This is a genomic window from Streptomyces sp. NBC_01537, from assembly GCF_045040445.1.
In the GTDB taxonomy this organism is placed as follows: domain Bacteria; phylum Actinomycetota; class Actinomycetes; order Streptomycetales; family Streptomycetaceae; genus Actinacidiphila.
In genome coordinates this window covers 3,034,490-3,053,077 of sequence record NZ_CP109392.1, presented here as the reverse complement: position 1 = coordinate 3,053,077, position 18,588 = coordinate 3,034,490, and the positions used below count along the sequence as shown (strand labels likewise).

20 protein-coding genes are annotated in these 18,588 nt (G+C 70.2%); 11 read left to right on the top strand and 9 right to left on the bottom strand.

Annotated elements, in window-relative coordinates; translation table 11 throughout:
• Positions 1-30: 30 nt before the first annotated feature.
• The 5 genes from OG607_RS13910 to OG607_RS13890 all read right to left on the bottom strand — a co-directional run bounded on the left by OG607_RS13910 (position 31) and on the right by OG607_RS13890 (position 3,479).
• Positions 31-525, bottom strand: coding sequence for a MarR family winged helix-turn-helix transcriptional regulator (locus tag OG607_RS13910; RefSeq protein WP_405723075.1), 495 nt, complete (start codon positions 523-525; stop codon positions 31-33).
• A gap of 65 nt (positions 526-590) precedes the next feature.
• On the bottom strand, positions 591-1,379 hold the full coding sequence (locus tag OG607_RS13905; RefSeq protein ID WP_405723073.1) for an AIM24 family protein: 789 nt from the start codon (positions 1,377-1,379) through the stop codon (positions 591-593).
• A complete protein-coding gene (locus tag OG607_RS13900; protein ID WP_405723071.1) occupies positions 1,376-2,026 on the bottom strand; it encodes an AIM24 family protein in 651 nt (216 codons plus the stop codon). Before OG607_RS13900 ends, OG607_RS13905 begins: the two co-directional genes overlap by 4 nt.
• Before the next feature lie 2 nt (positions 2,027-2,028).
• Positions 2,029-2,667, bottom strand: coding sequence for an AIM24 family protein (locus OG607_RS13895; RefSeq protein ID WP_405723069.1), 639 nt, complete (start codon positions 2,665-2,667; stop codon positions 2,029-2,031).
• A gap of 2 nt (positions 2,668-2,669) precedes the next feature.
• Positions 2,670-3,479 (bottom strand): DUF2127 domain-containing protein, encoded by an 810-nt coding sequence (locus OG607_RS13890; protein ID WP_405723066.1) that lies wholly within the window; start codon positions 3,477-3,479, stop codon positions 2,670-2,672.
• Positions 3,480-3,658: 179 nt separating this feature from the next.
• On the opposite strand from OG607_RS13890, the gene OG607_RS13885 reads away from it, so the two are divergent.
• The 3 genes from OG607_RS13885 to OG607_RS13875 all read left to right on the top strand — a co-directional run bounded on the left by OG607_RS13885 (position 3,659) and on the right by OG607_RS13875 (position 5,148).
• Positions 3,659-4,021 (top strand): DUF3817 domain-containing protein, encoded by a 363-nt coding sequence (locus OG607_RS13885; protein WP_405723064.1) that lies wholly within the window; start codon positions 3,659-3,661, stop codon positions 4,019-4,021.
• Positions 4,018-4,311, top strand: coding sequence for an MTH1187 family thiamine-binding protein (locus OG607_RS13880; protein ID WP_405723063.1), 294 nt, complete (start codon positions 4,018-4,020; stop codon positions 4,309-4,311). The genes OG607_RS13885 and OG607_RS13880 overlap by 4 nt, the downstream gene beginning before the upstream one ends.
• Positions 4,312-4,518: 207 nt before the next feature.
• Positions 4,519-5,148: a TetR/AcrR family transcriptional regulator gene (locus OG607_RS13875; protein ID WP_405723061.1), complete on the top strand. Its 630-nt coding sequence runs from the start codon at positions 4,519-4,521 to the stop codon at positions 5,146-5,148.
• Positions 5,149-5,385: 237 nt separating this feature from the next.
• On the opposite strand, the gene OG607_RS13870 is transcribed toward OG607_RS13875, so the two are convergent.
• The gene (locus OG607_RS13870) at positions 5,386-6,366 is read right to left on the bottom strand and encodes a DUF5937 family protein (RefSeq protein ID WP_405723058.1); all 981 of its coding nucleotides are present in this window, start codon (positions 6,364-6,366) and stop codon (positions 5,386-5,388) included.
• A gap of 87 nt (positions 6,367-6,453) precedes the next feature.
• On the opposite strand from OG607_RS13870, the gene OG607_RS13865 reads away from it, so the two are divergent.
• Positions 6,454-7,731: an MFS transporter gene (locus tag OG607_RS13865; protein ID WP_405723056.1), complete on the top strand. Its 1,278-nt coding sequence runs from the start codon at positions 6,454-6,456 to the stop codon at positions 7,729-7,731.
• Positions 7,732-7,741: 10 nt separating this feature from the next.
• Here OG607_RS13865 and OG607_RS13860 read toward each other — a convergent pair whose 3' ends face one another.
• Positions 7,742-9,445: a M4 family metallopeptidase gene (locus tag OG607_RS13860; protein WP_405723054.1), complete on the bottom strand. Its 1,704-nt coding sequence runs from the start codon at positions 9,443-9,445 to the stop codon at positions 7,742-7,744.
• Between the two features lie 322 nt (positions 9,446-9,767).
• Here OG607_RS13860 and OG607_RS13855 point away from each other — a divergent pair, with 322 nt between their 5' ends.
• From OG607_RS13855 to OG607_RS13845, 3 genes are all read left to right on the top strand, one after another.
• Positions 9,768-10,274, top strand: a complete 507-nt coding sequence (locus OG607_RS13855; RefSeq protein ID WP_405723051.1) for a MarR family winged helix-turn-helix transcriptional regulator — start codon at positions 9,768-9,770, stop codon at positions 10,272-10,274.
• An 89-nt stretch (positions 10,275-10,363) separates the two neighbouring features.
• Positions 10,364-10,708: a DUF3817 domain-containing protein gene (locus tag OG607_RS13850; protein ID WP_405723050.1), complete on the top strand. Its 345-nt coding sequence runs from the start codon at positions 10,364-10,366 to the stop codon at positions 10,706-10,708.
• Positions 10,709-10,807: 99 nt separating this feature from the next.
• On the top strand, positions 10,808-12,511 hold the full coding sequence (locus OG607_RS13845) for a methylmalonyl-CoA mutase (RefSeq protein WP_405723048.1): 1,704 nt from the start codon (positions 10,808-10,810) through the stop codon (positions 12,509-12,511).
• On the opposite strand, the gene OG607_RS13840 is transcribed toward OG607_RS13845, so the two are convergent.
• The gene (locus OG607_RS13840) at positions 12,487-13,146 is read right to left on the bottom strand and encodes a TetR/AcrR family transcriptional regulator (RefSeq protein WP_405723046.1); all 660 of its coding nucleotides are present in this window, start codon (positions 13,144-13,146) and stop codon (positions 12,487-12,489) included. The genes OG607_RS13845 and OG607_RS13840 overlap by 25 nt on opposite strands.
• A gap of 145 nt (positions 13,147-13,291) precedes the next feature.
• On the opposite strand from OG607_RS13840, the gene OG607_RS13835 reads away from it, so the two are divergent.
• The 4 genes from OG607_RS13835 to OG607_RS13820 all read left to right on the top strand — a co-directional run bounded on the left by OG607_RS13835 (position 13,292) and on the right by OG607_RS13820 (position 17,420).
• Positions 13,292-14,269, top strand: a complete 978-nt coding sequence (locus OG607_RS13835; RefSeq protein WP_405723043.1) for a tetratricopeptide repeat protein — start codon at positions 13,292-13,294, stop codon at positions 14,267-14,269.
• Positions 14,270-14,878: 609 nt separating this feature from the next.
• Positions 14,879-15,505 carry a DUF6230 family protein gene (locus tag OG607_RS13830; RefSeq protein ID WP_405723041.1) on the top strand — a complete coding sequence of 209 codons (627 nt, stop codon included), beginning with the start codon at positions 14,879-14,881 and terminating at the stop codon, positions 15,503-15,505.
• Between the two features lie 129 nt (positions 15,506-15,634).
• Positions 15,635-16,177: a DUF6114 domain-containing protein gene (locus OG607_RS13825; protein ID WP_405723040.1), complete on the top strand. Its 543-nt coding sequence runs from the start codon at positions 15,635-15,637 to the stop codon at positions 16,175-16,177.
• A 127-nt stretch (positions 16,178-16,304) separates the two neighbouring features.
• Entirely contained in the window at positions 16,305-17,420 is a 1,116-nt protein-coding gene (locus tag OG607_RS13820) for a hydrogenase expression protein HypF (protein WP_405723038.1), read from the top strand.
• 112 nt (positions 17,421-17,532) lie between these two features.
• Here OG607_RS13820 and OG607_RS13815 read toward each other — a convergent pair whose 3' ends face one another.
• The gene (locus tag OG607_RS13815) at positions 17,533-18,558 is read right to left on the bottom strand and encodes an ATP-dependent 6-phosphofructokinase (protein ID WP_405723037.1); all 1,026 of its coding nucleotides are present in this window, start codon (positions 18,556-18,558) and stop codon (positions 17,533-17,535) included.
• Between the last annotated feature and the right edge of the window lie 30 nt (positions 18,559-18,588).

The window sequence follows — 18,588 nt, the reverse complement described above, 5'->3', positions numbered from 1 at the left end:
AAGCCGCAGTCATAACTCCGCGCTCGGGGCTTACGCTCGCCCCCGCACCGCCCGCAGGTGTTCCGCGACCGGCGCCAGTGTCTGCCGCAGTGACTCAAGCCCATCCCCGGGCAGCAGGTCGATGAAGTGCTCGCGCACCGCGGCCACATGATGCGGGGCGACCTTCTCCATGGTGTCCCAGCCCTGGTCGGTGAGGACGGCGAAGAGGCCGCGGCGGTCGGACTCGCAGCTCTCGCGGCGGACGAGGCCGGCGACCTCCATGCGGGAGATCTGGTGGGAGAGGCGGGACTTGGACTGGAGGGTGACGCGGGCGAGGTCGGACATGCGGAGGCGGTGGTCGGGGGCTTCGGAGAGGTTGACGAGGATTTCGTAGTCGTTGTAGGTGAGGCCGAAGGGCTGGAGGTCGCGTTCGAGCTGGTGGGTGAGGAGTTTGCTGACCTCAAGGTGGGTGCGCCAGGCGCGCTGTTGGGCAGAGGTGAGCCAGATGCCGCCGGGGTCCGCCTTGGTGTCAGTTTCGGTCTCCATGGCTGTGAGTATACCAAGGAAGTTGAAAAGCGGACTATTGGGGGTTCGTTTGTGTGCCCGTGTCGTTACAGACCGAAGCGGCGCTGGAGGTCGCCGAGCTGGCCGGGCATGCGCGGGATGGCCTGCTGCTGGCCCTGGCCTCCGGGGTGGCCGCCGCCGGGGACGCCGGGCTCGTTGGGGACGACGCCGGTGGCCTGCTCGGCCATCAGGACTTCGCTGGACTGGAGGAGGACCTGGCCGGCGCCTACGAACTCGAATTGGTGCTCTTCCCCTGACGTGCCGCCGATGCCGGTGAGGGCGCGGATGCCGCCGAGGACGCCGCGCATGTAGCTGTGGTCGTAGTGGTGGCAGGGGGAGGGGCAGTCGGCCCAGCCGACGAGGGCCTGGGGGTCCACGCGGATGGGTGGTTCTACGAAATGGACCGCGCCGTTGGACGCGGCCACGAACTTGCCGGTGCCGATGAGGGTCAGGAAACCGGGGATGATCGACTGCTTGAGCGACAGGCCGGGCTGGAAGGCCAGGAGGTTGCCCGAGCGGATGGTGAGGTTGCCCTCCTCCAGGTCGTACGAGTTGACGTCGAAGGCGCGGTCGGCCAGCAGCAGCTTGCCCTGGCCTTCGGCTACGACCCAGTCGGAGGCGTGAAGCGGGGAGTGGAAGTTGCGGGCGACGAGGCCGTCGAGGGCGCCGTGGCCGATGCCGTTGAAGGTGATCTGGCCGTAGTAGGCGATCATCTTGCCCTTTTGGAGGAACCACTGGCCCTTGAGGTCCACCGAGAAGGCGTACGGGTTGACGTTGTCGTCGATGGGGAGGGTGTAGGGGTCGTGGACGACGGGTCCGCCTGCCTGGACGCTCACAGCTTCTCCTCGCTTGCTTGTACGTACACCGTGCCCTGGCCGGAGAGCTCCAGCTGGAAGGCCTCGCCGGAGCCGCGGCCGACCATGTCGCGCCAGCCCAGGGCGGTGGAGAGCTTGTTGCGGACGTCGCCGCGGTGGGCGACGTAGGCCTGGGGGTCGACGTGGACGGGCCGTTGGGGGGTGATCGGCAGTTCGATGACGCCGCCGTGGGCCATGACGGCCACCGCGCCCTGGCCGGCCAGGGTGGTGGTGAACAGGCCCTGGCCGGTGACCTGGCCGCGGATGACGCCCATGACGCCGCCCTGGGAGCCCATGAACATGGTGCTCTGCCGCAGGGTGCCCTCGAAGGCGAGGAGGCGGTCGGCCTCGACGTACAGGGTGTCGCCGTGGAGGTCGATGGTGTGGACGTGGTGGCCGCCGTGGCCGAACATCACGGAGCCGCGGCCTTCGACGGTCATCAGGGGGGTGGCCTCGTTGGCGACGCGGCGGCCGATCATGGAGCCGATGCCGCCCTGGCCGCCCTGCAGGTTGGGAGTGAAGGTGACGTCGCCCCGGTAGGCGAGCATGGCGCCGCGCTGGCTGAAGAGCCGCTGGCCGGGGAGGACCTGGGCCTCGACCATCTTGGAGTTGATACGGGTGAAGGCCATGGCTAGAACTGCCCCCCGATGGTGTTGCGCTCGCTGGGCTGGACGTAGACCAGGCCCTCGCCCTCGAAGCGGATCTGGAAGGACTCGCCACCGCTCTCACCGAGGAGGGAGCGCCAGCTGACGCCGGTCTGGAAGTCCTGGCGGAGGTTGCCGGTGTGGGCGATGTACGCGCCGGGGTCGACGTTCAGGGGGGTGCCGGAGGTGACGCGCAGCACGATGGCGGGGCCGTCGGAGGTGATGGCGGCCTGGCCGACGCCCTCGACGGTGGTGGTGAACAGGCCGTTGCCCTGGGAGGCGCCGCGCAGGCCGGTGAAGGTGGTGCCGGTGCGCAGGGCGGCCTCGGTGGCGAGGAGGTTGCTGGCCTCGACGTAGAGCTTCTCGCCGCTCAGCCGGACGAGGTTGATCTCGCTGGCACGGTCGGCGAAGTAGCAGGTGCCGTGGCCCTTGACCTCCATGACCTCCATGGACTCGCCGGTGAGCCGGCGGGTGACCATGCCGCGCAGGCCCTCGCCGCCGCCGGACATCTTCTTGAAGGCCATCTGGCCGTCGTAGGCGACCATCGCCCCGTTCTTCGCCTTCACGGCATCGCCGGTCATGTCCACGGCGAGCACTTTGCTGCCCTGCAGTCGGAATTGCGCCACGATCAGACCTTATTCGCTACGGGGGCCGGACGGGCCGGATCGGCCCCATGGGGCTTTTCGCCTGCGGCTTCCTCTACCTCCAGCAGCGAGGCGCCCCTGCGCTCCGCCTCGAAGGCCTCGACACCGCCGCGCAGCCCGAAGAGCCGCTTGGAGAGAAGGATGTAGAGGACGGCGAGGATGTTGAGGACGAGGGTGCCGATCTTGATGCCGCTGATCTTCTCCGTCAGCTCGTAGATCTCCAGCGGGAGGAACGCGGCGGTGGCGACGACGGTCAGGTATTCGGCCCAGCGCCTGGTCATCCACAGGCCGACACCCTCGACGATCTCGATCAGCGCGTACGCGAGCAGCGCGATGGCGACGATCAGCAGGGTGGAGTGCTTGTACTCGAAGGTCTTGCGGATGGTGTCGACGACGGGGGAGTGGTCGATGTCGTAGTGGAAGTGCTCCGCCACCGGCCGGAAGACGGTGAGGTTGTCCTCGAAGAGCCGGTGCACCGAGTCCTGCCGGTTGCTGAACCTCCACACCGCCCAGGCGGCCAGGACGATGAACAGCCCGCGCAGGATCCGCTCGACGGCCAGGAAGCGCAGGATGAACAGGTCGCGCAGGGCCCGGCCGCGCGGCACCTCCGGGGCGCGGTCGGCGGGGCCGGAGCCGTGCGGGGGGCCGAGGGCGAAGTCGCCGCAGCGCAGGCAGCGCCAGGCCTCACCGAGCGCGGTGGCGGCGTGCAGGCGGTCGCGCAGGTGGTCCTCGTCCGGGGCGTAGGTGACGTGTCCCTTACGGGAGCAGGTACGCCGGTCCCAGTCGAACTTCATCGCTGCCTTCCGATGTGGTGTGACGGTGTCGTGGAGGGGGACGCTATCGCGTCCGCCGCGGTTGCCGACCCCCGGTGCGGGGCGGCAGAGCGCAGGGCGATAATAGGACCCGCTTGTGAACGTACGCACAAGCTGCGTATGTATGGACAAGCTCGCGCCCCCGATCCCGAAGGTGAACCGTGGACATCAAGACCGCCTCCGCCCTGAACCGGCTCCGACTGGTCTCCGCCCCCGAAGCGGTGTCCTTCCTGCTGCTCCTGGTCTGCTCGGTGCTCAAGCGCACCACCGACTTCAACGCGGTCCCGGTCATGGGCATGGTCCACGGCATCCTCTTCATCCTCTACGTGCTCTTCTGGGCCGACGCCTGGAACCGTACGAAGTGGCCGTTCGGCCGGGCCGCGCTCTACTTCGTCCTGTCCGTCCTGCCGACCGGCGGCTTCTTCGCCGAGCGCAAGCTGCGCCGCGAGGCCGAGGCGAGCGTCGTGGCCTCCCGCGAGGCCGCCGAGGCCGCCGCAGCCGCCGAGGCGGTGGCGAAGGCGTGATCGTCTCCTTCTCCGTCACCCCGCTCGGCGTCGGCGAGGAGGTCGGCGAGTACGTCGCGGACGCGGTCCGGGTCGTGCGCGAGTCCGGGCTGCCGAACCGCACCGACGCGATGTTCACGTCCGTGGAGGGCGAGTGGGACGAGGTCATGGACGTCGTCAAGCGCGCCGTCGCGGCGGTCGAGGCGCGGGCGCCCCGGGTGTCGCTGGTGCTCAAGGCCGACATCCGGCCGGGCGTCACGGACGGGCTGACCGCCAAGGTCGAGACGATCGAGCGTCACCTGTCGGCGTAGCCGCCTGATCGGCGTAGGGTTTTCCCTCATTGAGCGATCGCTCAAATTCTCATAATCTCAGGCGTACATCGACCACCTGGCCGGCTGGGAAGGGGAGCCACAGCGGTTCAGGTATGGGGTCCGGGTTCTCCCGTGGCCGTCGCCTCTGGGGAGGGGTACGGCCGTTACGGGCGCCCGGACCCCGGCTCCACTCGAGGAGGGCCCGGTATGAGCGGCACCCGCGAGAAGCTGCTCGCCGGGGCGCTCAGGGCACTCGCCGAGCACGGCATCGCGGGGGTCTCCGCGCGTACGGTGGCCGCGGCGGCCGGGGTGAACCAGGCGCTGGTCTTCTATCACTTCGGCAGCGTCGACGAGCTGCTGGCGACCGCCTGCCGGTACGGCGCCGAGCACCGGGTCGCGCACTACCGCGACCGCCTCGCGCAGGTCCGTACGCTCTCCGAACTCCTGGCCCTGGCATGGGAACTGCACGCCGAGGAGAGCGCGGCGGGCCATGTCGCGGTGCTGGCCCAGCTGCTGGCGGGAGCGCAGACGCAGCCACGGCTGGTGCCCGACACGGCGACGGGGCTCGGGCTGTGGGTCGAGGAGATCGAGCACGTACTGCACCGGGTGCTCAGCGGGTCGCCGCTCGCCGAATTCGTGGACCTCACCGGGCTTGCCCGGGCGGTCGCGGCGGGCTTCGTCGGCCTGGAGCTGTACGAGGGCGTGGACCGGGAGGGGGCCGAGCGTGCGCTGGCCGCCCTTGACCAGCTGGCCGGGCTGGTGACCGCGCTGGACGAGCTCGGCCCGGTGGCACAGCGTGCGGTACGGGCGCGGCTGCGCCGGGGCGGGGTCTCCTAGGGCCTGTCCGGGCGATCACGAACGGCCCCTTCGCCGCCTGGCACGGCACCTCGCGGCGTTGCCGAAAAGCCCACAGACGAACCAGTCTGCGGGCATTCCGGCGCCTTGCGATGCACCGCACCAGACGACGCCTGGACCGCCCATGATCGCCCGGACAGGCCCTAGAGCCGGTCCGGTGGACAACCTGCGGACCGTGGTGGGCTGGTCGCGCAGTTCCCCGCGCCCCTTCAGGCTGAATTACGCCGCCAGCGCGATGCCCAGCGCCGTGCGCTCGTAGAGCACCTGGTGGCCGTGGCGGCGCGAGGTCAGCAGGCCCGCGTCGCGGAGCACGGACAGGTGGGCGGAGACGGAGGAGGGGGCGAGGCCGTGCCGGTCGGCGAGGGCGGTGGTGGAGGCGGGCTCGTCGAGGGCACAGAGGATGGCGGAACGGTGCCGGCCGAGCAGCCGGACGAGGGCGTCGGAGGGGGTCTGCGGGGTCTGCCAGAGGCCGCCGATGCCACGGGCGGGGTAGATGACCGTCGGCTGCCACGGCTCGGCGAATCCGCTCACCGCGTTCGGCCAGGCGAAGACGCTGGGCAGCAGCAGCACGCCCTGGCCGGAGAGCCGCTGCTCCTGGAAGAAGTCCCCGTGGCTGTGCAGCAGGGTGAGGGTGCCCTCGGCCCAGACCAGGTCCGGGTGCAGGTCGGCGAAGAGGGCGCGCAGCCCGCCGGTCGCCAACTTCCGTGAGCGGTACGCGATATCGGCCTCCAGCAGTGCGCGCAGCCGGGGCCAGTCCGGGGCCAGCAGGGCATGCCAGGCCCGCTCGGTGAGATCGGCCAGCCGCTGTACGGCCGCCGCCGGATCCGCCATCAGCTCCTGGCCCAGGGCCGATTCGGCGGCCCCCGGCGTACCCGCCAGCGACCTGGCCATCTCCTCGCGGGCCAGCGCCGGATCGGTGCCGCGCATCAGCGCCAGCTCGTCGGCGAAGGAGGGCGACGGTGTGGCCGGCGGCCGGCCCAGGAAGTCCGGGGTGTAGCCCGGCTGCGGCATGAACAGCCACAGCGGCCTCAGGTCGAGCCCGGCCGCAGCGTCCCGCCGGCGGCGCAGCCACGGCAGGTGGTAGCCGTGCCGCTCGCGGCGCCGCAGGGTGCGTACGGCCTCGTGCGTCTCGCACAGCGGGGACAGCGCGAAGCGGCAGCGCAGCAGGTCGCCGGTGCCGAAATACATGTGCAGCGGCATGGCACGCACCCCCCGGTGGCTCGCCCGGTGATTCGGCTGAGGCCGAAAGACTAGAGCCCGCGCGCCGGTGCCGCCAGGCTCGTAACCATGCCAACGCCCTCCGGGACGGGGAAGACCGGCCCCGCTCAAGCACGTCCTGACACCGGCCCCGCCGACCGCAGCGCCGGCTACCGGTCGGTGTTCGCGGTCCGCGAGTTCCGCTTTGTGTTCGCGGCGGACGTGACGTCGATGCTGGGCCGGATCGTCTGCGAACTCGCCCTGGCGGTACTGGTCTACCGGCTGACGGGGTCGCCGCTGCTGACTGCGCTGACCTGGGCGCTGGGGATGCTGCCGTACGTCGTCGGCGGGACGCTGCTGTCGTCGGTGGCCGACCGGTTTCCGCCGCGCAGGGTGCTGGTGGTGTGCGACCTGGTCTGCGCGGGTTCCGCGGCGGGGATGGTGGTGCCGGGGACGCCGGTCGCGGTGCTGCTGGCGCTGCGCTGTGCGACGGCGGTGGTGGGACCGGTGTTCGGCGGGACCAGGGCGGCGACGCTGAGCGACATCCTGGGCGACGGCGACCGGTTCGTGCTGGGCCGGTCGCTGCTGCGGCTGGTCGCGCAGAGCGCACAGCTGGTCGGGTTCGCCGCCGGGGGACTGCTGATCGCGGCCGTCTCGCCGCGCTCGGTGCTCGGGCTGACCGTCGTGGCCTTCCTCGGCTCCGGGCTGCTGCTGCTCACCGGTACGAAGGCCCGCCCGGCCCGGCAGGCCCCCGGTGGGGCACGGGTCGCGACGGGCGCCGGGCTCCGGCGGCTGCTCGCCGACCGGCGGATCCGGGCGCTGCTTCTGCTGTGCTGGATGCCGCCGATGTTCGTCGTCTGGTCCGAGGCGCTGATGACCCCGTACGCCGACTCCCTCGGGCTCGGACCGGCCGGCCTCGGCCTGCTCATGACCGGCATGCCCGTCGGGGCCGTCACCGGCGAACTCCTCGTCGGCTCCCTCCTCGGCCCGCGCGGCCGGGCCCGCCTGACCCTCCCCGTCGCCGTCCTGGCGATGCTCCCGCCGCTGGCGTACGCCTTCCACCCGGGTCTGGGCTGGGCGCTCCTCGTGCAGTTCGTGACCGGATGGGGGATCACGTACAGCCTCGGGCTCGACAAGTGGTTCATCGACGCGGTGCCGGAGGGGGTGCGCGGCCAGGCGATGACGCTGATGACGGCGGGGATGATGACGACTCAGGGGCTGGGGATGGCGCTGGCGGGTGTGGCGGCGGAGTTTCTGCCGGTGCACACGGTGGTCGCCGGGGCGGGGGTCGTCGGCCTGGTGTGCGTAACGGCAGTGGTGCGGTCCGTATGGATTACGGACCGCACCACCACCGTGGGGGTTCAGTGATGACCGGGGGTCAGCTGACGTTGACGCCGGTCCAGGCCGCGGCGACGGCCTTGTACTCGGTGGAGGTGGAGCCGTAGAGGTCCGTGGCCGCCTTGAGGGTGGCGGTGCGGGCCGCGGAGTAGTTGGTGGAGGACGTGAAGTAGACGGTCAGGGCGCGGTACCAGATGGCGGCGGCCTTGGCGCGGCCGATGCCGGTGACGGTGGTGCCGCTGTAGGTCGGGCTGGAGTAGGAGACGCCGTTGATGGTCTTGGCGCCGGAGCCCTCCGACAGCAGGTAGAAGAAGTGGTTGCCGACGCCCGAGGAGTAGTGGACGTCGAGGTTCTTCACCGTCGAGGACCAGTAGTTGGCGGATCCGCCGTCCTTGGAGGGCTTGTCCATGTAGCGCAGCGGGGTGCCGTCGCCGTTGATGTCGATCTTCTCGCCGATGAGGTAGTCGGGGGTGTCGGAGGCGAGGTTCTCGTAGAACTCGACCATGGTGCCGAAGATGTCCGAGTTGGCCTCGTTGATGCCGCCGGACTCACCGGAGTAGGTCAGGCCGGCGGTGGCGCTGGTGACGCCGTGGGATATCTCGTGGCCGGCCACGTCGAGCGAGGTGAGCGGGGAGGTGTTGCCGTCACCGTCGCCGTACGTCATGCAGAAGCAGTCGTCGTCCCAGAAGGCGTTGACGTAGCTGCTGCCGTAGTGGGTGCGGGACAGCGAGCCGACACCGTCGTTGGCGATGCCGCTGCGGCTGAAGGTGTTGAGGTAGTAGTCCCACGTGGCGGCGGCGCCGAACTGGGCGTCGACACCGGCGGACTGGGTGCTGCTGGTGGTGCCGGTGCCCCACTTGTTGTCGGCGTCGGTGAAGGTGGTGCCCTTCGAGGACGTCTCCTTGTTGCTCAGGTTGGTGGTGTAGATGCCACCGCGGCTGGCGTCCTTGAGCGAGTACGTGCTCGTGCCCTGGGTGGTGTTGAGGGTGACCGAGCCGACGCGGACGCCGTTGCCGGTGCCGGTGATGGTCTCGACGCCCTCGTACTTCTCGATGACCTTGCCGGTCTTCGCGTCGGTGACGACATTGAGCTTGCTGGGGGTGCCGTCGGCCTGCTCGCCGCTGACGACGGTGACGTACGCCAGGCGGGGGGTGCCGGAGACGGCCCAGATGACCTTCTGGGGGGTGCCGGCCTTGCCGACCTTGACCAGCGCCTCGGAGCCCTTGGCCAGCGGGGCCTTGAGCAGCGCCTTGACGGTGCCGGTGGCGGCCGCCTTGGTCGCGGCCACGGAGACGGCGGCGGTGATGGTGGCCGGCTTGATCGCCTTGGTGGTGGCGCGGGTGATCGCCTTGGTGGCACCGGCCTTGGTCTCGTGCACCACGAGGTCGCCGCCGAGCACCGGCAGACCCGCGTAGGTGCGGTCGTAGCGCAGGTGGCGGGTGCCGTCCTTGTCCACGACGACATCCTTGACCACGAGCTTCTCCTTGGCGCCGAGGCCGAGGGAGGCGGCGACGTCGGAGGCCTGGGCCGTGCCGTAGGCGAGCGCCTTGGCCTGGGAGTTGGCGATCGTGACGGCGCGGGGGGCGGCCGCCGCGGGGACGGCGGTCGCGGCGGCGGACTGAAGGCCCGCCGCGAGCAGGGCGGATGCTGCGGCGATGGTGCCGATGGCCAGCTTCTTGCGCAAAATCGTGCTCCTCGTCAGAGGTCTGTGGGGGGATGGCGGGGAGCCCGGTCCGGAACCCATGGGCCGGAATCCCCGCTGGCCAGGAGCTTGACATTGATCAAGAGGTAAATGACAGGTCCACTACAGGCAATGGCCGGTTCGACGCTATACGCGCGTAGATTTATCTCCGCCATACCAGGGGCAAAAGGGGCCCAACTGACCGTAGGTGTAGGGAAATCCCTCCCCTACAGGGGGTGCTTTCCGGTCAGAATCCGGACTTGGGGTGGCTGAAACATGCCCGCAATACTCACCGGTGGGCCCGGCCGTACGATCAGGGGTTGGCTCCGGTCCGCTCGGTGAGACATGGCTGACCATGATGTGACCGGCGGGTAGGCTCTCGCCCGTGCCGAAGCCGCTGAGCCTGCCTTTCGATCCCATCGCGCGCGCCGACGAGACCTGGACCCGGCGCTGGGGCCGGGCGCCCTCCATGGCCGCCATCACGTCGATCATGCGCGCCCAGCAGATCCTGCTCGGCCAGGTCGACGCCGTCGTCAAGCCGTACGGGCTCACCTTCGCGCGGTACGAGGCGCTGGTGCTGCTCACCTTCAGCAAGGCCGGCGAGCTCCCGATGTCCAAGATCGGCGAGCGGCTCATGGTGCACCCCACCTCCGTCACCAACACCGTCGACCGCCTCGTCACCTCCGGGCTTGTCGCCAAGCGGCCGAATCCCAACGACGGGCGCGGCACGCTCGCCTCCATCACGGACAAGGGCCGGGAGGTCTGCGAGGCCGCCACGCGGGACCTGGTGGCGATGGAATTCGGCCTCGGGACGTACGACGCCGAGGAGTGCGGCGAGATCTTCGCGCTGCTGCGGCCGCTGCGGATAGCGGCCGGGGACTTCGAGGAGTAGGCGGGTCCTCGTCCGCGGGCCAGTGGCCGGCCGGTCGCGTCCGGGGGCCCAGCCGAAAGCCGCAGGGCGCCCCCGCTTAAGCTCGGCGCATGAAGCAGAGTGTTCTGACCCGGTACCGGGCCCTCGCGTACACGACCGGTGTGCTGCTGATCCTCCTCACCATCGGCGTGATCGCCAAGTACATCCTGAAGGTCGACGGCGCCGAGGGCTTCACCCGGGTGGTCGCCATCGCACACGGCTGGCTGTACGTGGTCTACCTGGTCCTGGCCTTCGATCTGGGCTCCAAGGCGCGGTGGAAGTTCGGCAAGCTGGCGTGGGTGCTGCTGGCCGGGACCATCCCGACCGCCGCCTTCTTCGTCGAGCGCAAGGTGACCCGCGAGATCCAGCCGCTGATCACCGCGGCGGCTTCGGACGCCGATCCGGTCAAGGCCTGACCCGAAACCGCCCCTAGGGCCTGTCTTGGGCCCCTTCCGGCGGCGACACGGGCGGTTTGCCATCGACATTTACTAGGACGTCCTAGTAAATTCGAGGGTATGGACGCCGACGCGATCGAGGAAGCCCGCCTCCGCTGGCAGGCCCGTTATGACGCCTCCCGTAAGCGGGACGCCGACTTCAGCACGCTCTCCGGGGATCCCGTCGAGCCCGTGTACGGACCGCCGCCCGGCGCCGACGTGCCCGGCTTCGAGCGGATCGGCTGGCCGGGCGAGTATCCGTACACCCGGGGCCTGTACGCGACCGGCTACCGGGGCCGCACGTGGACCATCCGCCAGTTCGCCGGCTTCGGCAACGCCGAGCAGACCAACGAGCGCTACAAGATGATCCTGGAGGCGGGCGGCGGCGGCCTCTCCGTGGCCTTCGACATGCCGACGCTCATGGGCCGCGACTCCGACGAGCCGCACGCGCTGGGCGAGGTCGGCCACTGCGGGGTCGCCATCGACTCCGCCGCCGACATGGAGATCCTGTTCAAGGACATCCCGCTGGGCGAGGTCACGACCTCCATGACCATCTCCGGCCCCGCCGTCCCCGTCTTCTGCATGTACCTCGTCGCCGCCGAGCGTCAGGGCGTCGATCCGGCGGTCCTCAACGGCACCCTGCAGACCGACATCTTCAAGGAGTACATCGCCCAGAAGGAGTGGCTCTTCGCCCCTGAGCCCCACCTCCGGCTCATCGGCGACCTCATGGAGCACTGCGCCGCCGGCATCCCCGCGTACAAGCCGCTGTCCGTCTCCGGCTACCACATCCGCGAGGCCGGTTCCACGGCCGCGCAGGAGCTCGCCTACACGCTCGCCGACGGCTTCGGGTATGTCGAGCTGGGGCTCTCGCGCGGGCTCGACGTCGACACCTTCGCGCCGGGCCTGTCCTTCTTCTTCGACGCCCACCTGGACTTCTTCGAGGAGATCGCCAAGTTCCGGGCAGCCCGCCGGATCTGGGCGCGCTGGATGCGCGACGTGTACGGGGCGCGGAGCGAGAAGGCGCAGTGGCTGCGCTTCCACACCCAGACGGCCGGGGTCTCGCTGACCGCCCAGCAGCCGTACAACAACGTCGTGCGCACGGCCGTCGAGGCGCTCTCGGCGGTGCTGGGCGGCACGAACTCGCTGCACACCAACGCCCTCGACGAGACGCTGGCTCTGCCGAGCGCGCAGGCCGCGGAGATCGCCCTGCGCACGCAGCAGGTCCTGATGGAGGAGACCGGCGTCGCCAATGTCGCCGACCCGCTGGGTGGTTCCTGGTACGTAGAGGCCCTGACCGACCGCATCGAGGCGGACGCGGAGAAGGTCTTCGACAAGATCAGGGAACTCGGCGCCCGGGCCGTCCCCGACGGCCGTCCGCACCCCATCGGGCCGATGACCTCCGGCATTCTGCGGGGCATCGAGGACGGGTACTTCACGTCGGAGACCGCCGAGGCGGCCTTCCAGTACCAGCGGGCCCTGGAGAAGGGCGACAAGCGGGTCGTGGGCGTCAACGTCCACCACGGTTCCGTCACCGGCGACCTGGAGATCCTCCGCGTCAGCCACGAGGTCGAGCGCGAGCAGGTACGGGTCCTGGCGGACCGCCGTGCCGCGCGCGACGACGCGGCCGTCGCCGCGGCCCTGGACGCCATGCTGGGCGCCGCGCGGGACGGTACGAACATGATCGAGCCGATGCTCGCCGCCGCGCGGGCGGAAGCCACGCTGGGCGAGATCTGCGGCGCCCTGAGGGAGGAGTGGGGCAGCTACACGGAGCCGGCCCGTTTCTGACCTGCCGCGCCGGACGGGCCGAACGGGGCGGTCAGGCCGCCCAGTAGCACCGCGGTGAAGCGCTCCGCCCAGTCCGTGTCGACCGGTTCGCCCGTGACGAGGGTGCGGTGGACGACCGCGCCCGCGATGACGTCGAAGATGAGGTCGATCTGCGGGGCGGGGTCGGAGCCCGCCGGGTCGGGCGGGATCTCGCCGCGGCGCTGGGCGCGGGCGCGGCCGGCGACGACGAGCCGCTTCTGGCGGTTGACGATGGCCTCGCGGATACGCAGCCGAAGCGCCGCGTCGGTCGTGGACTCGGCGACGACGGCCATGAGGGCCGTCTTCGCCTCGGGCCGCTCCAGGAGGGCGGCGAACTGCAGGACGACGCCCTCGACGTCGGCACGCAGGCTCCCGCGGTCGGGGAGTTCGAGCTCGTCGAAGAGGACGGCGACGGCGTCGACGACGAGGTCGTGCTTGTTGGCCCAGCGCCGGTAGAGCGTGGTTTTGGCAACGCCCGCGCGGGCGGCGACGTCACTCATGGTCAGCTTTCCCCAGCCGAGGGCGACGAGTGCGGCGCGGGTCGCGTCGAGGATCGCCAGGTCGGCCTGCGCGCTGCGCGGGCGGCCGGTGGGTTTTCCGGTGGGGTGGGTAGACATCGGTCGGACCCTATCCCCGTTGCGCGGGAATCGGCCATGCAGTTACGCTACGGGTCGTAGCGTAAAGAAGCACAGGATTGAGGGCCGGACGTGGGTTAGGGGCCCATGTCCACGGGAACCGCGGTCAGGGGGGAGGATTGGTCTCATGCAGCCACGGAACATGTCCATGAGCGGCGTGGTCGACCTCGCCGCGGTGAAGGCGGCCAGCGAGGCCAAGGCGAAGGCCGAACAGGCCCGCGCGGATGCCGCTCGTAACGGCGGGGGAACGTCCGCCGCCTCAGCCTCTTCCCTCGTGATCGACGTCAGCGAGGAGACCTTCGAGAGCGATGTACTGCAGCGCTCCACCGAGGTCCCGGTCGTCGTCAACTTCTGGGCCGAGCAGGCCCCGGCGAGCGTGCAGCTCGGCGACACGCTGGCCGCCCTGGCCGGTGAGTACGCCGGTCGGTTCGTGGTCGCCCAGGTCGATGTCTACGCGAACCAGATGCTGTTCCAGCAGTTCGGGGTGCAGGGCATCCCGGCGGTGTTCGCGGTGCTGGCCGGGCAGGCCATGCCGCTCTTCCAGGGCTCGGCGCCCCAGGACCAGATCCGCGAGGTGCTGGACCAGCTGATCGCGGTGGCGGAGCAGCGGTTCGGCATCGTGGGCGCGCCCGTGGAGGCAGGGGCGGGCGCCCCGGCCCCCGCCGCGCAGCCCGAGCGGCCCGCGACCCCGCAGGAGATCGCGCTGTCGGCGGCGCACGACGCGCTGGACCACGGCGATCTGGGCGGTGCCATCCAGGCGTACAAGAACGTGCTGGCGGACGACCCGGGCAACACGGAGGCGAAGCTGGGTCTGGCGCAGGCCGAGCTGCTGAACCGGGTGCAGGACGCGGACCCGCAGGCGGTGCGCAAGGCGGCCGCGGACAACCCGGCCGACGTGCCGGCGCAGCTGGCGGCGGCGGACCTGGACCTGGCGGGCGGCCATGTGGAGGACGCCTTCGGGCGGTTGGTGGACGCGGTACGCAGAACGGCGGGGGAGGACCGCGACACGGCGCGGCTGCGACTGCTCGAGCTCTTCGAGGTCATCGGCTCGGACGACCCCCGGGTGACGGCGGCCAGGGCGGCGCTCGCGCGCGTGCTGTTCTGACCCCGGAAACCTCGGGGACGCAGTTTGGCCTGACTCGAATGCTCTTTCGGTGACGGCCGCGCTTTACCAAATCTTGATAAAGCGCGGCCGCTGTTACTTCCGGTAAGAGAGTGGTGCCGCTTCGTCCGGATTCATCGCTCTTTATCCGACTTTCACGGTCCCTCCCCAACTACCCAGCGTGAGCAGGTTGGTCCAGTCCAGCGGTACCGGGTTATGTGTCCGTTACCGGCTAGTAACGACGCCCCTTGTGCGACGGCCCCGAATGGACCACGATCGGCCAAGCTCGGTCCGTCACCGCAGCCCGGCAGCCGGTCGGGTCCAAGGGAAACGGATCCCCACCGAGCCGGGTTCGCGGTCATCGCCGCGTCCCGTGGACAGGGGGGTCTCTGCCGACCGGCGGGGCCTGTCCAGCAGGTTGCGCGAGAGCGTGGCCGAGTGGTTGTCGCTCGGGGGTGATCGCCGATGCTTCGGACACTGCCGTCCGCATTCCCGTGGGATGGCCGCCGAAAGTTGACGGCGCTCCCCTTCCCGAGGACGTAGCACTTCTCCCATCCCAGGCCCGGATCCCAATCTCGGCCGGAGATGTACGTCCGAGAAGGAGGAACTTTCATGGAGTCGCTCGTTCGTGGTGGTACCAGATGGAAGCGGTTCGCCGTTGTCATGGTGCCGTCCGTTGCGGCCACGGCGTGTATAGGTGTTGCCCTGAGCCAGGGTGCGCTTGCCGCGTCGTTCAGTGTGTCCGGGCAGCAGTTCAAGGTTTCGGCCGAGAAGCTGACCGGTCAGGGCTTCGTCCAGTACGGAGCGCTTGACACCCAGTACGGCGGCAAGAAGATCCCGGTCGCGGTCTCTGCGTTCAACAGCGCCGAGATCGAGGGCCTTTGCCAGTCCGTGGTCGTGCCGGTCCCGGTCTTCGGCGATGTGACGCTGAAGCTGGGCGCGGGTAACGGTGACACGCCGGTCTCGGCGAAGAACCTTTACATCGACCTTGACCAGCTCAACGCCGACGCCACGTTCACCAACATCAACATCGGTGTCGCGGTCAACAACAGCACCAAGGGCCCCGGCATCGGTTCCGGTGACGCGGTCCTCCCGGGCTCCTTCGCCCAGGAAGCCGACTCGGCCGTTCTTACCGACGTGAAGCAGACCGCCTGGGCGACCAGCGCGGGAACCTTCAAGCTCAGCGGGCTGAGCATGTCGGTCAAGAAGGGCTCCGGCGACGGCTACGAGTGCTACTGAGCACTTGAACGGACCTGACCGGGCGGGAGCCCGGCCGGGCAGGTCCTTGGGGGGTGAGGGGCGCGGGACGCCCCTCACCTTTCCCATCCACACCTCCTTTTGAAAGTCAGTCCCAGGGAGCTGTTTTCCATGAGCGCCGAGACACAGGGCCGGATCGGCAACTGGCGGTTCCGCTTCCGCGTATGGCGGTGGCAGCGGCCGTTCTGGGCGGGCCTGCTCACCATCCTCGCCGGGGGCCCCATCGCGTACTTCCCGTACGCCCATCTCAACCTCGGCGGGCTCACCCTCGCCATGGCCACCACGGCCGGAGCCGGTTCGCTGATCATCGGCGTACTGCTGGTGGTGCTCGGCCTGACCATGTGGTTCCAGGCGGTCGCACGGGTCTTCGCGGGTGTCGCGACGATCATGCTGTCGCTGGTGTCGCTGGTCGTCTCCAACATCGGCGGCTTCCTGATGGGCTTCCTGCTCGGCCTGATCGGCGGCGCCCTCGCCGTCGCTTGGGGTCCGGGCGCCCGGCCGGTGGAGGACCCCGAGCATCCGTCGTGGCTTCCCAAGCTGCCGGAGCCGTCCGCGGACGACGCGGGCAGCGAGCGGGACGGGCCGGCGCATGAGGAAGCGGCGCATGCCGCCGAGCACACCGCTGAAGCGAACGGGAGGAACAGTGCGGGGTGATGACGAGACCGGGGCCGCAGAAGGCCGTACGACCCGGGTCAGAACGGGGCCGCGGCATGCGGCCCCGAGGAAGTCGCTGCTGACCAAGATCCAGGTACCCGCGGGCAAGGCGATAGCCATTGCAGCCATGCCCACCGCGGTACTCATGGGCATGGGGCTCACACCGCGCCTGGCGTCCGCCGACGAGCTGCCGAAGAACCCGTTCACCGGTACGTCGTGCGCCGACACCACGGAAGAGGACTCCTCGGCGAGCGCGAGCCCGTCGTCCTCCACCTCGTCCGCCTCTTCCACGGCGACGTCGTCGGCCTCGGCGACCGCCACGCCGACTCCGTCCGCGAGTTCGTCCGCTGACGCCAAGTCCTCCTCGGCGTCGAAGAGTGAGTCCTCCAAGAGCAGTACGCCGACCGCGACCGCGAGCCCTTCGGCCTCGGCGTCCGCCTCGGCGAGCGAGACCACGAACGCGGCGGACCCGCTGGGCGTCGTCGACGCGCTCAAGAATCTGCTGGGCATCGACAGCACCGGCTCCTCCTCGAGCGCGGCCGCCGCCACCAGCGATTCCACCGCCACGGCCACCCCGACGGCCACGGCGACCCCGTCGGCCGGCGCGACCGAGGATTCCGCGTCCGACACGGTCGACAAGACCGCCAAGGACTCGGCCGTGAAGGCCGTCGAGGTCACCAAGGCGGCCGAGTCCGCCGCCGCGAGCGTCGCCATGGCCAAGGCCTCGGCCACCGCGTCGGCCTCCTCCAGCGGTACGCCGTTCCCCTGCGCCACGCACGACGCGGCGGCCCTGGCCGCCGCGGAGGCCGAGGACAACCTCCAGCTGCTGCCCGACACGCCGTGGACCCTCAAGACAGACCTGCTCACCCTCACGGGGCTGGACTACAAGGGCATCGTCGAGGTCAAGACGTACAACGGCACGGTCAAGAAGGTCCTCAAGTTCACCGCGACCGGTGTCGACATCAAGAACCTGCACCAGATCGTGGACGGCCCGGACGGCACGACCTCCCACGTGCAGGCCGCCAGCGGAAGCACCTCGACCATCAAGGACGGCACGGTGACCATGTACACCGAGTCGCTCAAGGGCAACCTCTTCGGTGTCCTGCCGGTCACGTTCACCCCCGACACCCCGCCGCCCATCAACGTCCCCGTGGCCTTCTTCACCAACGTCACGGTCGTTCAGGCGGGCCAGTTCGGCGGCACGCTCACCGTTCCCGGCATGCACCTGTACAACGAGAGCTAGGCCCGACAGACCGACAGACCTCCGGACCCGTCCGGGAGCCGCAAAGAAAGGCGGAGGGCGCGATCACCATCGCGCCCTCCGCCTTTGCGCTCCCCGTCCCGGGCCCCGGTCCTCAGAAGACCGACTCGGCCTCCTCCATCCGGTCCTCCGGCACCCGCTTCAGCGTCGTCACCGCGTCCGCGAGCGGCACCATGCCGATGGCCGTCCCCCGCAGCGCCGTCATGTGCCCGAACGAGCCCCGGTGGGCGGCCTCGACGGCGTGCCAGCCGAAGCGGGTCGCCAGGACCCTGTCGTACGCGGTCGGGACGCCACCGCGCTGTACGTGGCCCAGGATGACCGGCCGGGCCTCCTTGCCGAGGCGGTGTTCGAGCTCGGCGGCCAGGCGGGTGCCGATGCCGGTGAAGCGCTCGTGACCGTAGAGGTCGATCTCGCCCTTGCCGTAGGCCATGGTGCCGTCGGCCGGGTGGGCGCCCTCGGCGACGCAGACGACGGCGGACTTCTTGCCGCGGGCGAAGCGCTCCTCGACCATGGCGACCAGGTCGGCGGGGTCGAAGGGCCGCTCGGGCAGGCAGATGCCGTGGGCGCCGCCGGCCATGCCGGACTCCAGGGCGATCCAGCCGGCGTGCCGGCCCATCACCTCGACCACCATCACCCGCTGGTGGGACTCCGCGGTGGTCTTGAGCCGGTCGATGGCCTCGGTGGCGACCGTGACGGCGGTGTCGAAGCCGAAGGTGCGGTCGGTGGAGGAGATGTCGTTGTCGATGGTCTTCGGTACGCCCACCACCGGCACCCCGGCGTCCGCGAGCATCCGGGCGGCCGTCAGCGTGCCCTCGCCGCCGATCGGGATGAGGACGTCCAGGCCGTAGCCGCCGCACAGGGTCCGCCAGTGGTCGGCGGCCTCGTGCAGCCGGGCGCGCTCCAGCCGGGCCGAACCGAGGATGGTGCCGCCCCGGGCCAGGATTCCGCTCACCGAGTCCAGGTCGAGGGGACGGAAACGGCCTTCGAGCAGCCCCTTGAAGCCGTCCTCGAAGCCGATGACCTCGTCTGCGTGGACGGTCAGGGCACGGTGGACGACGGAGCGGATCACGGCGTTGAGGCCGGGGCAGTCGCCGCCCGCGGTGAGCACTCCGATGCGCATGGACAGCACTCTCGCGCCGTTCTGCCGCAT